Source organism: Cognatiyoonia koreensis (assembly GCF_900109295.1).
GTDB classification, from domain to species: Bacteria; Pseudomonadota; Alphaproteobacteria; order Rhodobacterales; family Rhodobacteraceae; genus Cognatiyoonia; species Cognatiyoonia koreensis.
This window is the reverse complement of sequence record NZ_FOIZ01000001.1, coordinates 1449340-1463625: the sequence shown is the minus strand read 5'-3', so window position 1 is coordinate 1463625 and position 14286 is coordinate 1449340. Positions and strand designations below refer to the sequence as shown.

Here is a 14286-nt window from a genome sequence, read left to right as displayed (position 1 = left end):
TTAGCTCCAAAAAACAATCACATCGATCCAGATGGGTATATGTTCAAAAAGATACCCCCCCGGCAAGAGCGTGTTGGACAGCGACGGGAAGTAGGCAACCGAGAACCAGACCAGCAACAGCGACACCAGATACATCGTCGAGAACCGCAAGAGCCTGAAGTAGGGCACGCCCGTGACTCCAGAGGCAACGTATAGGTTCAGGCCATACGGCGGTGTGATAAAGCCGATGGACGCGCCGACAAGGAAGATCACCGCGAACTGGATCGGGTCAACGCCGATATCTGCTGCAATTGGGGCCAGGATCGGCGCAAGAATGATTGTAACGGGTAATGATTCAAGAATCATGCCTGCCACAAACACAATCGCCATCGCCGTGAAAAGGACCGCGTAATAACCGCCCATCGAGGTCACAAAACCCGCGATGACTGTTTGCGCCCCGAGAAGCGAAAGGATCTGCTGCATGACAACAGATACCGCGATCAGCGGTGCCAGAATGCCTGTGATCTGTGCTGACCGGACGACGATCGACGGGATCTCGCGCAGGGAAAATCCTTCAACGAAAAGCATTGATGCCCAAGCCTGCGCTGACATATCCTCAGCCGGTTTGTCGGGAATGCCGATCAGCTTGTGGATAACGTAGGAGATCAAGCCGATTATAACGCAGAACCCAACTGTGACACCCGCCGCTTCCGTGGGTGAAAACTTGCCGGTGTAGATACCCCAAAGCACCAGCCCGATCGCAAAAAAGCCAAGCCATGCGCCAAGTGCTGTCTTCATGACGCGGGCAGGGGACAGACCGATCAAATAGCCCCATTTGTTGATGGTGCAGACGATAAAGGCCGTAACCATCATCGCGAAAACCATCAGGGATCCGGGAACAATTCCCGCGATGAACAGATCCGAAATCGGCAGGTTCATCAGGAAGCCATAAACGATGAAGATGATCGATGGCGGAATGATGATCCCGACGGTGCCGCCCGCCGCTGCGGTGGCAGCAGAAAACCGTTCGTCATAGCCGCCTTTGACCATCTCCGGGTGTAGCATCGAACCGATTGTTGCGGTCGTCGCTGAATTCGAGCCTGAAATCGCGGCGAACAAACCGCAGGCCCCGATGGATGCCATCGCAAGACCGCCACGCAACCAGCCAAGGCAGCTATAGGCGAAATCCGATAATCGTCGGGCGATCCCCGACTTGTTGATCAAGTCACCGGTCAGAATGAACAAGGGCATGGCCAGCAGTGCAAACCCCTTGTTGAACACGTTCAGCAATTCCGAACCCGTGTTGTCCAGCGTCAGGCCAAGCACGAAGGAACAGCCCACGACCCAGTAAAAGATCACAAGAAGGACAGGGGTGCCCAGCATGAACAGAATTGTGACCGCAAGCGAGATCAGCGTAATGATGGTTCCATCTGACATTACACATCTCCCCCGATGACGGCCTGCTGGATCAGCGGCTTGCCAGTGCGGTAATTGTGAATGTCTTCGACAAGGTTCTCGATCACACGACCCGCCATCAGGATGAAGGCGAATGGAACGGTGATGATAAACCACCACTGCATCATATTGTCGGTGCCGAGAACGATCTGGAAATTGTCGATGGAGTTGACTGTCACGCGCGCGGTTGTCGTGACGACGGTGACGCAAAATCCGAACCAAAGCAGCGCATCAAGGCACAAAACAAACATCTGCCCGGCGGGCGGAAATTTTGTGCGGAATTCGTTGAAGCTAAGGTGTGTGCGCAAGCGGACGTTAAAGGTGCAGCCAAACCACGCCATAATCATGAACAGCAACGGGGGGATCGTCGTCGACCATGCAGGCTGACCGCGCCAGCTTTCGGGAAACCACCAGACTTCGGGCGCAAAACGTTGGATCACACCGACAAAGATGATCCCGGCAATTACGATGTACGTGTATACGACAACGGTCCGCTCAAGTTGGCGGTCAAGGATCGGAACTTTCTTGTAGATATAGTAGACAAAGATGCCGCCTAGAAACGTGAGCGGACCAAAAAGATACCACGCCGCGGGCGACCGGTATGCCTGTACGACCTGAAACGTAATGTCACCGCTTAATGTGGCAGTGACGATTGTGACAATATCCGACCAGACCGACATGCGCGGCTCCCCCCTTGGTTGGTGTCTTTGCCGCTGTTTCGCAGCGGTCTTGGATCAAACGGGCCGGTCCGGACTCCTCTCAGGACCGGCCTGCGTAGAAAGCTTAACGCCGGATCAGGTGCGCCACCAGCGACGTGGTTCCACGTTCTCGGGCAGCGTATCAGCTTCGATCTCGCGGGCGATGTCATAGATTTCCTGATACGTGTCGGCACCACCTTGCCAGCCGTTCAGGCGATCACGCCACTCTGTCCACAGCTGTGGCTGGAACTCGGGCGAACACATCTCTTCGGCCTTCTTGATCTCTGCATCGGAGAGGAACGCATTGCGCACGTTGTTCTGCGCAAAGATCGTGCCGGGCAGTTGCGGATCGGAATGACCGACCGTCTTGACCAGCGCCGCTTCGTTCGCGGCCTGAACATGGGTCTGCGCCCAGTAGGACGATTCCAGAACGGCGTCCTGCAATTCACCTGACAGGCTGTCAAAGACACCGGCGTTCATTGCCGTGTGCTCTGTGCCGCAGAAGAATTTCAGATCGACCGACTGTGACACAACCGGCGACATGTTCGCATAGGCCACAGCGGATGCCCATGTTTCGGCACCATCGATCAGGCCTTGCTTGAGACCGTCAAGCGTTTCTTCCCAAGCAACCGGAACAGGGTTCAGGTTTAGCGCTTCCATCGCGATCCGGCCAAGCTGCGTGCCAGTGACACGGTTCTTCGTGCCGAACATCTCTTCGACGGACGTGATCGTCGGCTTGTCTTCCCACGCAAGGCCCATCTGGATGCCGCGCAGTTCCGCGTGGCTGAACAGGAATTTCAGGCCGTGGCGACGCTCATAAGGTTCGCGCAGCAGCGCCATCGATTTCGGATGATAAAGGAAATGGTACTGATCCGCGCGCGAACGGAACATGTAGGCATAGTCGAGCACGTTCAGATAGGGCGCACCACCGGCAGAGTTCTGGGTCGAGGCCGCATAGATATCGACGATACCCTGCTGGCACTTTTCAACACAGGACACCTGACCGCAAATCTGGTTGTCACCGATGAATTCAATACGGATCTCACCGTCGGTCCGCGCTTCAAGATCGCGTGCGAATTCCAGGGCACCCGCCCGCTCGATCAGCAGGTTGCGCGCGTTGAAACCGGCCGCGCCGAACTTCAACGTGTGCTTGGCTTCTTTGTTGAAGCGGCGCTCGTAAGTCGACTCCGCTGCACTTGCAAGGCTTGCAAGCGACATCGCTCCCCCGAATGTCCCCGCTGCCATCAACGTTGACGACATGCCGTATTGGCCCGCGACCTTGAACAGGTCCCGGCGGGAAATCTTCCCGAGCTTATCTCCGATACTCATAATTTAGCTCCTCCCATGATGCTCATTATTGAGACTCTTAGTTTCAAAAAAAGACTAGTATGACGAGATGCATCTGTATACATTTTTCTTCACAGCGGGTACGAGGATGGGGATATGCAGGCAGATTATGTGATCGTCGGTGCGGGATCAGCTGGCTGCGTTCTGGCAAATCGGCTCAGCAAAGACCCGCGGAACAAGGTCATTCTGCTCGAAGCGGGCGGACGAGATCTGAACCCGTGGATTCACATTCCTGTCGGCTATTTCAAGACGATCCATAACCCCAAGGTTGATTGGTGCTACAAGACGGAGCCTGATCCGGGCCTGAACGGACGTTCAATCGAATGGCCGCGCGGAAAGGTGCTGGGTGGCTCATCTTCATTGAATGGCCTGCTCTATGTGCGTGGCCAGAAACAGGACTACGACCGCTGGCGCCAGATGGGCAATGCCGGATGGGGCTGGGATGATGTCCTGCCACTCTTCAAACGTGCTGAACGGAACGAGCGTGGTGCGGATGAATACCACGGTGATCAAGGGCCATTGTCGGTGTCGAACATGCGTATCCAGCGCCCGATTACCGATGCCTGGGTCGCCGCAGCACAATCGGCGGGATACAAGTTCAATCCGGACTACAACGGGGTTGATCAAGAAGGTGTCGGCTTTTTCCAGTTGACCACGCGCAACGGGCGCAGATGCTCTGCCGCCGTTGCCTATCTCAATCCTGCAAAGTCGCGCGAAAACCTTCGCGTTTTGACTCACGCGCAGGTCGAACGGATCGTGATTGAAGGCAAACGTGCAACGGCTGTCACCTACAAGGATCGGGCAGGACGTAGGCAAACGGTCACGGCAAACCGCGAGATCATCCTCTGCGGGGGGTCGATCAACTCGCCGCAGCTTCTGATGTTGTCCGGGATCGGCGAACCAGACCACCTCAGGGAACACGGGATCACGGTCATTGCCGATCTGAACGGTGTCGGCAAGAATCTGCAGGACCATCTGCAGGCGCGCCTTGTTTACAAGTGCAACGAACCGACATTGAACGATGAGGTAAGCAGTCTGATCGGGCAAGCGCGGATCGGTCTAAAGTATATCATGTTCCGGTCTGGCCCCATGACAATGGCCGCAAGCCTTGCAACGGGTTTTCTCAAGACCCGGCCCGATGTGGAAACACCGGATATCCAATTCCATGTGCAACCTCTGTCGGCGGAAAATCCGGGAAAGGGTGCCGATCCCTTTTCGGCCTTCACCATGTCTGTCTGCCAGCTGCGCCCCGAATCCCGTGGTGAAATTCGCCTGAAATCGGCAGATGGACGTGCCTACCCGGCGATCGTTCCGAACTACCTGTCAACGACAACTGACCAGCAAACAATCGTCGAAGGCATCAAGATTGCACGCCGGATTGCGCGCAACGCTCCGCTGACATCCAAGATCAGCGAAGAATATCGCCCGAACCCAAGTCTGGACATTGATGATGACGCAGGCACGCTCGACTGGGCGCGCAACAACACAGCGTCGATCTATCACCCGACGGGGACGTGCAAGATGGGGCAGGGCAAGGATGCGGTTGTCGACGACCGCCTGCGGGTGCACGGCATTGCGGGGCTGCGCGTGGCGGACTGTTCGATCATGCCCGAAATCGTGTCGGGTAACACAAACGCGCCTGCGATCATGATCGGGGAAAAGGCAAGCGACATGATCCTCGAAGATGCGTTGGAGACGGCTTGAAGCGCTAATGCACATCTTGCATGGTCACCCCATGATCCGCGCCGTTTTCACCTTTCTGATCTGGGCAGGCACTGCCGCTGCATCACCGCTACCGGATGCGGTGAGCGATGACGATTTTCGCCCCATCAATCTGGAAGAGGCCCGATTGGGCCGGTTGTTGTTCTACGACCCGATCCTGTCGGGCAATCGCACGGTTGCATGTGCCACCTGTCATCATCCCGCATTCGGCACCGGCGACGGCCTTGCGCTGGGTATCGGGGACGGTGGCATCGGCCTTGGCCCCGGGCGCAGCGCTGATCCCGAAAACCTGCCCGAACAACGGATACCTCGCAATGCGCCCGGCCTGTTCAATCTCGGGGCGCATGAATTTCGCGTGCTGTTCCATGACGGGCGCATTGCCGTCGATCCAAACAAGCCCGGGGGATTGCGCACGCCGCTTGGATCCGACATGGCCGAAGGCTTTGCTTCGCTGTTGTCAGCGCAAACGATGTTTCCGGTCCTTTCACCAGATGAGATGGCCGGGCACAATTCGGAAAACGACGTCTCAAAAGCCGTCCGACAAGGGCTGATCACCGGCGATGGCGGTGCTTGGGACATCTTGTCCAGCCGTATCGCTGAAATTCCTGCCTACGCGGACCAATTCATCGCGGTTTACGATCACATCGCCGAACCGGACGAGATCGCTTTTACTGATATCTCTGACGCGATTGCCGCCTTCATGGAACTGGAATGGCGCGCGGACCGATCGCCCTTTGACTCCGTGCTGCGCGGCGAAGCCGTATTGGCGGAACCAGCGGCAACCGGCATGGGGTTGTTCTACGGTGTCGCGGGCTGCGCGACGTGCCATAGTGGACCCTTCCAGACGGACCACAGCTTTCACGCCATGGCAGCGCCGCAGATCGGGCCGGGCAAGGCTGCGAAATTCGAAAGCCACACACGCGATGACGGGCGGATGCGCGTAACAGGAAACGAAGCTGACCGCGCCGCGTTTCGCACGCCCAGTCTACGCAACGTCGCCCTGACAGCCCCTTATGGCCATGCAGGTGCCCACGCTGATCTTGCGAATTTCATCGCCCACCACGCAGACCCCGCGACAGGATATGAGCACGCGACAGTCAGCCTGCCCGCGATGGACGTGGATGATTTCGCCGCGTTGGCTGACCCGCTCCCGCGGACGGACTATCGGATTGACCTGACCCGGACGGACATCAACGCACTCGTTGCCTTCCTCAATGAACTTACCGACCCGCGCGCGAAAACCGGTGTCTTGGGCATTCCCGAAAGCGTGCCAAGCGGCCTGGACGTGCCAAATTTCTAGGGACGCGTGATCGTCAGCAAAGTGTTTGCATCAGCACGATGCGTGCTCTCTGAACCGTCAGGCCAAAGGACGGTCACATCCGCCTCCCGCGCGCGTCCCAACCCGATATGAAGGGGCTGCGCCTGACCACCGGCATGGCCACCACCAACACGTAAGCTGCGATACTGGGTCCGATCTTCTGTTGTCACAAAAACGCGCGCCCCGATGGCAAAGCTGTTCCCATCGTCCTGTCGTAAGGAAATTCGCAGCCAATTTCCGGTCGCTGGCGTCTCATTGCGATACAGTTCGACAGGGGCACGTCGGTTGACGACGATCAAATCCAGTCGCCCGTCCAGATCGAAATCGGCCAATGCAGCGCCACGTGACCGATCAGTTGTGGCAATACCGGCCGTGGCGGCGACCTCGGCGAATGTGCCGTCAGGGGTCTGCATCAGCAGGTTGTTCGGGTCTTCCATCGCCATGCCCGGCATCTGATCCACATTCCCCTTCGCAATAAATAGATCGGGGCGGCCATCATTGTTGATATCACCAAATTCGCTATGCCACCCGGTCGACGGGCGGCCGTCATCGCCGATATGCGGACGCTGGGCATAGGTGCCGATGGCGTAGGGGGCCTGCGAATAGGTGCCGTCCGGCTCTGCCATCTGCAAAAGCTGGTCGCCCATGGATGTGAGCATGACCTCATCGCGCCCGTCACCAGTCAGATCGACGGACGCAATACCCATGCCCCAAAGCGATACGTTCTGCCAACCATCATCCGGCCCCAAAAAGCGGCCAGACCCGGTATCCCACATCTGTTCGTGCCCCTCGTTGATGTAGTAATGGCGATCATTCGAAATGCGCAGCGTCAACGCACCGCGAGCATCATAATCGGCCAGCATCGACAAGGCGCAATATCCGGGCGCAAGTTCCATCCAGCCATAGTGATATGTGATGATGAACCGCTGTAAGCCGTTCTCAAGCGTCATATGCGGGCGGCGCTGGGTGTGCGGACGGATGATCGTATTGGTATCGCATGCCTCGAACGGACCATCGGGGTCTGACCGGTCCACGTAGTGACCGACAGCAAGAACAGGGCGCGGGTGGTCTTCCCACCAAGCGGAAAAAGCCGTAGTCCACTGGTCGGTCTGCGGAATTTCCAGCGCTTCGGTCACATCCTCGAACACGCAATCGCCTGTACCAGCCAGCACAACGTCCGGTCCCACGCGCATGACATACAGATCCATCAGCCCATCGTTTGTGATATCAAGCGGATAGGCACCGGTCACACCCGTCAGCGTGGTCATATCCACCGGATCGAACTGAAACGCGCCCGCATTGCGCCAAAGGACGGCAGGCGCTTCACCGCCAGCAATAAAAACATCAGGCAAGCCGTTGTCATCACAATCAAAAACTGCAACGCCACCACCGACGAAATGCTCCCATCCACCGATGTATTGATGGGGCGGCAAGCTTTCTGATTGGTCCCTGAATTGGACCTGCGCGCTGGCAGGCAACGCGCTGATAGCACAAAGCAAACCCGCGCGGATCATGTGCGCAATGTCGCGTTCGTAACGGCGGACAACGCCAACGCAGTGGCACCGCGTGCCCAGACAAAATCCCCCCATGCATGGGTTACGATACGGGGCGGTTTACGCCCTTCCAGCAAGGTCAGGGACTCCATCTCGCGGATCACGTCATCCTCATACAGGTAATCATATCGCATCCGCTCACCTGCGAGGATAACAAGCTCCGGGTCGAAAAGTTGAATGACATTCGCCAGACCGACCGACAAATAGCGGCCCGCGCGGCGGAAAATCGTTTGCGCCGACTGGTTGCCATCCTTGGCTTGGACAAACAGCTCTTCCAATAGACGTTGCGGGCTACGCGCAGCCCCGCTGGGCTGATCGATGGCAGTCGCGGCCTCTCGCGCCAGTGCATAATCCGCAATATAGGCCTCCAGACATCCGCGTTGGCCACAGCGGCACAGCGCCCCGTCAAGTTGCACCTTGGTGTGACCCAACTCCATGCCCATGCCGCGTGACCCGCGAAACAGACGGTTGTTCAGGACCAGACCCATGCCAACCCCGTGTTCGACAGTGACAACAACAAAATCCGACATTTCGCGGCCCGCGCCGAACCAAAGCTCGGCCAGCGTCAACAGATTGACGTCATTGTCCAAGTAAACCGGTACTTCGAACCTGCGCTGAAACGCGTCGCCGAGCGGGACATTGCGATGGGTGAGGAGCGGGGACCAAGCAATTGTTCCACTTTGATTTTCTACCATGCCCGACACGCCGATACCGACGGCGGATATGTCTGAAAACGCCATGCCGCTTTTGGCAATCAGGCTTTCCATGAGGGCCGCGACCTCGTCCAGCAATTCACCAAGCGATTTACGCGGCTTTGATGTCATTAGCGTTGCATCAGCACAGATATTGCCTGCAAAATCCGTCAGGACGGCAGTATGCCGTACATCCGACAGCTTGATGCCGATGACGTAATTGCTCTCCGGTACGACCTCCAGTGCGACAGGCGGGCGGCCACGCCCGGACTCGCGGGGCAGGCCTTCTACCTCGCGTAACAGTCCTGTTGCGATCAGGTCGGCGGTGAGCGTCGTCACCGACCCGGGACTGATTCCCAACGCGCGAGTGACATCTGCGCGGGCGGCACGTCCAACAGCGCGGACATGCTCGAACACCTGCTGGCGCAGGGGATCGGCCTGCTGATCCGCAACGGGCAGGTTGGGCCCACAGCCGTCTGTGACGTCAAATGTCTCGTGCTTGTTATACATAATTCATTGTCTGAATTAATTATTGGTCTGACAAGGGGGTTTTTACTGCAATATCCTGCATTCCAGGCTCTTTTCGCAGTTGCAGCATGGGATTCTTGCGCATGCTGCATAATTTATTTTGACAACTGAAATTAATTTGGCATGCTTCGAAATGCAGGGCGCAAAGCCCGAATCCCCACCATGTCATGGCGGGGTGCATGATCTGGGAGGATAAAATGCATAAATTTGTTATCGCCGCAGCTGTTGCGGCAACCGGCTTCGCATCAACTGCCTGGGCCGATGGCCATGGGGTTACGGTTGGGGTCAGCTGGTCAAATTTCCAGGAAGAACGCTGGAAAACGGACGAAGCCGCGATCAAGGCAGCTTTGGAAGCCGCCGGGGCGACCTACGTGTCCGCAGACGCGCAATCTTCTTCAGCCAAGCAGTTGGCTGACGTCGAAAGCCTCATCGCGCAGGGCGTTGATGCGCTGATCATTCTTGCGCAAGACAGCGCCGCCATCGGTCCAGCTGTTGACGCAGCCACTGCCGAAGGTATTCCGGTCGTCGGTTATGACCGCCTGATCGAAGATCCGCGTGCTTTCTACCTGACGTTCGATAACGTCGAAGTTGGCCGGATGCAGGCCCGCGCCGTGCTCGAAGCACAGCCCGAAGGCAACTACGTCATGATCAAGGGGTCTCCGACGGATCCAAACGCAGACTTCCTGCGCGGCGGGCAGCAAGAAGTGCTGCAGGCAGCCATCGATTCTGGTGCGATCACGATCGTTGATGAAGCCTACACCGACGGTTGGCTTCCTGCGAACGCACAGCGCAACATGGAACAGATCCTGACTGCCAATGACAATAATGTTGATGCGGTCGTGGCGTCAAACGACGGTACTGCAGGTGGTGTTGTGGCGGCACTGACAGCACAGGGCATGGAAGGTATTCCTGTGTCGGGTCAGGACGGTGATCACGCCGCGCTGAACCGCGTTGCCCTTGGCACACAAACCGTGTCCGTCTGGAAAGACGCACGCGAGCTTGGCAAAGCAGCCGGTGAAATTGCTGTTGAACTGGCCGGTGCAGACGGTGGCATGGTCGCCATCGAAGGCGGTCAAAAGTGGACCTCCCCCGCAGGCACCGAAATGAACGCGATGTTCCTCGCACCTGTTCCGGTCACCGCTGACAACCTCACGGTTGTAACGGATGCAGGCTGGATCACGGTCGAAGCACTTTGCCAGGGCGTCACAGACGGTCCGGCACCTTGTAACTAAGAACGGCGGGCCTTGTGTCCACCCTATGGTCCCGCAGCAATGCGGGGCCGTTTTCATAACTCCCCCAATTTGACGCGAACCGCTGGCCCCGGCATCATCTGGACAGGCCGCGATGGAGCACGAGCCATGTCAGACCAAACCGCTACCGAAACACCACCAAAGCGAAGTTTCCTCCAAACGCTGGAAATCGACACCCGCATGCTGGGGATGATCGGCGCGTTCTTTCTGGTGTGCGTCGTCTTCAACGTGCTGACCGACGGGCGTTTTCTGACGCCGCGCAATATCTTCAACCTCACGATCCAGACAGTGTCGGTGGCAATCATGGCGACGGGCATGGTTTTCGTGATCGTTACGCGCCATATCGACCTTGCGGTTGGCGCGCTGCTCGCGACCTGTTCTGCGATCATGGCGATGGCGCAGACACGCTGGCTGCCAGACTTGGTCGGGCTCGATCTTGGGCACTGGGCAATTCCATGGATCGCGATTGCAATGGGGATCTTTGTCGGAACAGTGATCGGGGCGGCCCAGGGCTGGCTTGTGGGGTATATCACGATCCCCGCGTTCATCGTGACGCTTGGCGGGCTGCTGATTTGGCGCAATATCGGATGGCAGATCACGGACGGTCAGACAATTGCACCGCTGAACGACACGTTTATCGCCTTCGGTGGCATCAATGGAACATTGGGCGGCCCGCTCAGCCTCGCGCTCGGGGCGGTTGCTGTCGTACTGACAATCTTTGGTCTGTTCCGCGCCCGTCAGAACAAAATCGCGCATGGCTTTCCAGTCAAACCGGTCTGGGCCGAAATCGTCGTAACCGCGATCATCGCGGCAGCGATCGCCGGCTTCGTTCTGATCCTGACAAGCTATGAGGTGCCCGAACGCGTAATCGCGCGTGATTTCGAACGGTTCGGATGTGCAAGCGCAGAAGGCTGTTCGGCGGTCTATGGCCTGCCGATCTCGGTGATCCTGCTGATTGCTGTCGCGATTGCCATGACGACCATCGCAAACCGCACCCGTTTCGGGCGCTACATCTTCGCGGCGGGCGGCAACCCGGATGCTGTTGAACTCGCCGGGATCGACCCCAAAATGCTGACGGTCAAGGTCTTCGCCCTGATGGGCGCGCTTGTCGGACTGTCGGCCGTGGTCGCCTCAGCACGCTTGTCGGTGCATTCCAACGACATCGGGACGCTTGATGAACTGCGGGTCATCGCGGCCGCAGTAATCGGAGGCACGGCGCTGAAAGGCGGGATCGGAACGATCCACGGCGCGATCCTTGGCGCGCTGATCATGCAATCGCTGCAATCGGGGATGGCAATGGTGGGGGTGGATGCTCCTTTGCAGAACATCGTCGTCGGCGCGGTCCTGATTGCCGCCGTCATGATCGACATCGCCTACCGCGACGAAACCAAACGCCCGATCGTTTCGGTGCTGACACCCGTGCTGTTGCTTGTCGGCGCACTTTGGATGGGGGCATGGTTCGTCGCCGGAATCTTTGCCGTCATCACCATTGCCGCCTTTGTCTACTTCCAGCGGAAGGGAGCCTTCGCATGACACCACTGGTTGAAATGAAAGATGTCTCCATCGCGTTCGGTGGTGTGCGTGCCGTCGATCACGTGAGCATCGACCTTTATCCCGGCGAAGTGGTCGGGCTGCTTGGTCACAACGGGGCGGGGAAATCCACGCTCATCAAGATGCTGTCGGGTGCCTACAAGATGGACGCAGGCGAAATCTGGATCGAAGGGGAGCGCGCGCATATCTCCTCTCCTCGTGACAGCCGACGCTACAACATCGAAACCATTTACCAGACGCTGGCGTTGGCGGATAACCTCGATGCTGCAAGCAATCTGTTTCTGGGGCGCGAACTGACGACACCGTTTGGCTTTCTGGACGACGGCAAGATGGAGGCCGAAACGCGCAAGATCATGGCCCGACTTAATCCGAACTTCAAAAAGCTGAAAGAACCCGTCAGCGCCCTGTCAGGCGGCCAACGCCAGTCGGTCGCGATTGCACGTGCGGTCTACTTCAACGCCAAAATCCTGATCATGGATGAACCGACAGCAGCCCTTGGGGTGCACGAAACTGCGATGGTGGCCGAACTCATTGGTGAGCTGAAAAAGCAGGGCCTAGGCATTTTTCTGATTTCGCATGACACCCGCGAGATGATGGATCTTTGCGACCGCGTTGCAGTGATGAAGAATGGCCAGATGGTCGGGACAGAACGCGTCGAAGATGTCACCGAAGACGATATCCTTTCCATGATCATCCTCGGCAAAAACCCGAAAGAGGCCGCCTGAATGTACATCGGGCTGGACCTTGGCACGTCAGGACTGAAAGGGATCGTCATCGACGACACCCAGTCAGTGGTGGCCGAGGCCGTGGCCCCGCTGACGGTGCAGCGCCCGCATGACGGATGGTCCGAACAGGATCCGGCAGATTGGATTCAGGCGCTGCATCAGGTCATGCATGCGCTATCCGCTGCTGCGGATATGAGTGCGGTTCGCGGCATCGGACTGTCCGGCCAGATGCATGGGGCGACACTTCTGGGATCGGACGATACCGTCTTGCGTCCGTGCATTCTCTGGAATGACACACGTGCAGCCAAAGAAGCGGCTGAAATGGACGCCGACCCCGCATTCCGGCAGGTGACGGGAAACATCGTGTTTCCGGGGTTCACGGCCCCCAAGGTTGCGTGGGTGATGGCGCACGAACCTGACATTGGCGCAAAAATCCGCAAGGTGTTGCTTCCCAAAGACTATTTGCGACTGGTGTTGACGGGCGAGTACGTCGCCGAAATGTCTGACGCGGCGGGAACATCTTGGCTCGACGTCGGCGCACGCGCATGGTCGGATGACCTGCTGGGCAAAACGGGCATATCACACGATCATATGCCGCGCCTTGTCGAAGGATCGGATGTCTCTGGCACTTTGCGCGCCGATTTCGCAGCACAATACGGGTTGCGCCGCGATGTGGTCGTCGCTGGCGGGGGTGGTGACAATGCCGCTTCGGCGGTGGGCGTGGGCGTCGTCACGGCAGGGGATGCGTTCGTCTCGCTTGGCACGTCCGGCGTGCTGTTCGCGGCAAGTGCCGCCTACCAACCCGATGCCGCAACAGCGGTGCACACATTCTGTCACGCGCTTCCAAAGACATGGCACCAGATGGGTGTGATTCTTGCGGCCGCCGATGCGGTGAACTGGTTTGCCAATGTGATCGGCCAGCCAGCGGCGGACCTGACAAGCGGGCTTGGACCATTGCAGGCCCCCGGGCGAACGCTTTTTCTGCCCTATCTCGGCGGAGAGCGGACACCGCACAACGACGCGAACGTGCGCGGGCAATTCCTGCACCTCGACCATGCAACAGATCGGGATGCAATGACGCGCGCGGTGCTCGAAGGGGTGACGCACGCCTTTCGCGACAGCTTTGATGCTTTGGTCGAAACTGGAACACGGATCGACCGGCTGATCGGTGTCGGGGGCGGCACCAAATCCGACTATTGGGTTCAGGCCGTTGCCACTGCGCTCAACATGCCGATCGCTTTGCCTGTTGCCGGTGACTTCGGCGGCGCTTTTGGTGCAGCGCGTCTGGGAATGATGGCCACGACCGGCGAAGGTGCGGCCCTTGCTGGACCGCCACGCATCGCACGCGAAGTGGTACCTGACCCAAATCTGGTCGATGCATTCGGTGCCGCGCACGCACGCTACCGGGCAGGTTACACTGCGATCAAGGACCTGCACTAATCGGTCTTGTTCCTTCAAACTGATCGGC

General features: G+C 58.1%; 11 protein-coding genes. 6 read left to right on the top strand and 5 right to left on the bottom strand.

Annotated elements, in window-relative coordinates:
• The 3 genes from BMY44_RS07260 to BMY44_RS07250 form a co-directional block, all read right to left on the bottom strand.
• Complete coding sequence (locus BMY44_RS07260; protein WP_089992154.1) at positions 1–1416, bottom strand: TRAP transporter large permease; 1416 nt, start codon at positions 1414–1416, stop codon at positions 1–3.
• On the bottom strand, positions 1416–2114 hold the full coding sequence (locus BMY44_RS07255; protein WP_089992152.1) for a TRAP transporter small permease: 699 nt from the start codon (positions 2112–2114) through the stop codon (positions 1416–1418). The genes BMY44_RS07260 and BMY44_RS07255 overlap by 1 nt, the downstream gene beginning before the upstream one ends.
• Positions 2115–2228: 114 nt before the next feature.
• Complete coding sequence (locus BMY44_RS07250) at positions 2229–3461, bottom strand: TRAP transporter substrate-binding protein (RefSeq protein WP_089992149.1); 1233 nt, start codon at positions 3459–3461, stop codon at positions 2229–2231.
• Positions 3462–3575: 114 nt separating this feature from the next.
• Here BMY44_RS07250 and BMY44_RS07245 point away from each other — a divergent pair, with 114 nt between their 5' ends.
• Entirely contained in the window at positions 3576–5183 is a 1608-nt protein-coding gene (locus BMY44_RS07245; RefSeq protein WP_089992147.1) for a GMC family oxidoreductase, read from the top strand.
• A 31-nt stretch (positions 5184–5214) separates the two neighbouring features.
• Entirely contained in the window at positions 5215–6501 is a 1287-nt protein-coding gene (locus tag BMY44_RS07240; protein ID WP_089994657.1) for a cytochrome-c peroxidase, read from the top strand.
• On the opposite strand, the gene BMY44_RS07235 is transcribed toward BMY44_RS07240, so the two are convergent.
• Positions 6498–8033, bottom strand: coding sequence for a CRTAC1 family protein (locus tag BMY44_RS07235; RefSeq protein ID WP_089992145.1), 1536 nt, complete (start codon positions 8031–8033; stop codon positions 6498–6500). The genes BMY44_RS07240 and BMY44_RS07235 overlap by 4 nt on opposite strands.
• Entirely contained in the window at positions 8030–9274 is a 1245-nt protein-coding gene (locus BMY44_RS07230; protein WP_089992144.1) for an ROK family transcriptional regulator, read from the bottom strand. Before BMY44_RS07230 ends, BMY44_RS07235 begins: the two co-directional genes overlap by 4 nt.
• 215 nt (positions 9275–9489) lie before the next feature.
• Here BMY44_RS07230 and xylF point away from each other — a divergent pair, with 215 nt between their 5' ends.
• The 4 genes from xylF to xylB all read left to right on the top strand — a co-directional run bounded on the left by xylF (position 9490) and on the right by xylB (position 14258).
• On the top strand, positions 9490–10524 hold the full coding sequence (xylF, locus tag BMY44_RS07225) for a D-xylose ABC transporter substrate-binding protein (RefSeq protein WP_207510489.1): 1035 nt from the start codon (positions 9490–9492) through the stop codon (positions 10522–10524).
• Positions 10525–10650: 126 nt separating this feature from the next.
• Complete coding sequence (locus BMY44_RS07220) at positions 10651–12075, top strand: sugar ABC transporter permease (RefSeq protein ID WP_089992142.1); 1425 nt, start codon at positions 10651–10653, stop codon at positions 12073–12075.
• Entirely contained in the window at positions 12072–12818 is a 747-nt protein-coding gene (locus BMY44_RS07215; protein ID WP_089992140.1) for an ATP-binding cassette domain-containing protein, read from the top strand. Before BMY44_RS07220 ends, BMY44_RS07215 begins: the two co-directional genes overlap by 4 nt.
• Positions 12819–14258 carry a xylulokinase gene (xylB, locus tag BMY44_RS07210; RefSeq protein WP_089992138.1) on the top strand — a complete coding sequence of 480 codons (1440 nt, stop codon included), beginning with the start codon at positions 12819–12821 and terminating at the stop codon, positions 14256–14258.
• Positions 14259–14286: the final 28 nt, after the last annotated feature.

Coding starts and splice junctions, on each gene's coding strand:
- BMY44_RS07260 (WP_089992154.1), bottom strand. CDS start 1,416: ATGTCAGATGGAACCATCATTACGCTGATCTCGCTTGCGGTCACAATT.
- BMY44_RS07255 (WP_089992152.1), bottom strand. CDS start 2,114: ATGTCGGTCTGGTCGGATATTGTCACAATCGTCACTGCCACATTAAGC.
- BMY44_RS07250 (WP_089992149.1), bottom strand. CDS start 3,461: ATGAGTATCGGAGATAAGCTCGGGAAGATTTCCCGCCGGGACCTGTTC.
- BMY44_RS07245 (WP_089992147.1), top strand. CDS start 3,576: ATGCAGGCAGATTATGTGATCGTCGGTGCGGGATCAGCTGGCTGCGTT.
- BMY44_RS07240 (WP_089994657.1), top strand. CDS start 5,215: ATGATCCGCGCCGTTTTCACCTTTCTGATCTGGGCAGGCACTGCCGCT.
- BMY44_RS07235 (WP_089992145.1), bottom strand. CDS start 8,033: ATGATCCGCGCGGGTTTGCTTTGTGCTATCAGCGCGTTGCCTGCCAGC.
- BMY44_RS07230 (WP_089992144.1), bottom strand. CDS start 9,274: ATGTATAACAAGCACGAGACATTTGACGTCACAGACGGCTGTGGGCCC.
- xylF (WP_207510489.1), top strand. CDS start 9,490: ATGCATAAATTTGTTATCGCCGCAGCTGTTGCGGCAACCGGCTTCGCA.
- BMY44_RS07220 (WP_089992142.1), top strand. CDS start 10,651: ATGTCAGACCAAACCGCTACCGAAACACCACCAAAGCGAAGTTTCCTC.
- BMY44_RS07215 (WP_089992140.1), top strand. CDS start 12,072: ATGACACCACTGGTTGAAATGAAAGATGTCTCCATCGCGTTCGGTGGT.
- xylB (WP_089992138.1), top strand. CDS start 12,819: ATGTACATCGGGCTGGACCTTGGCACGTCAGGACTGAAAGGGATCGTC.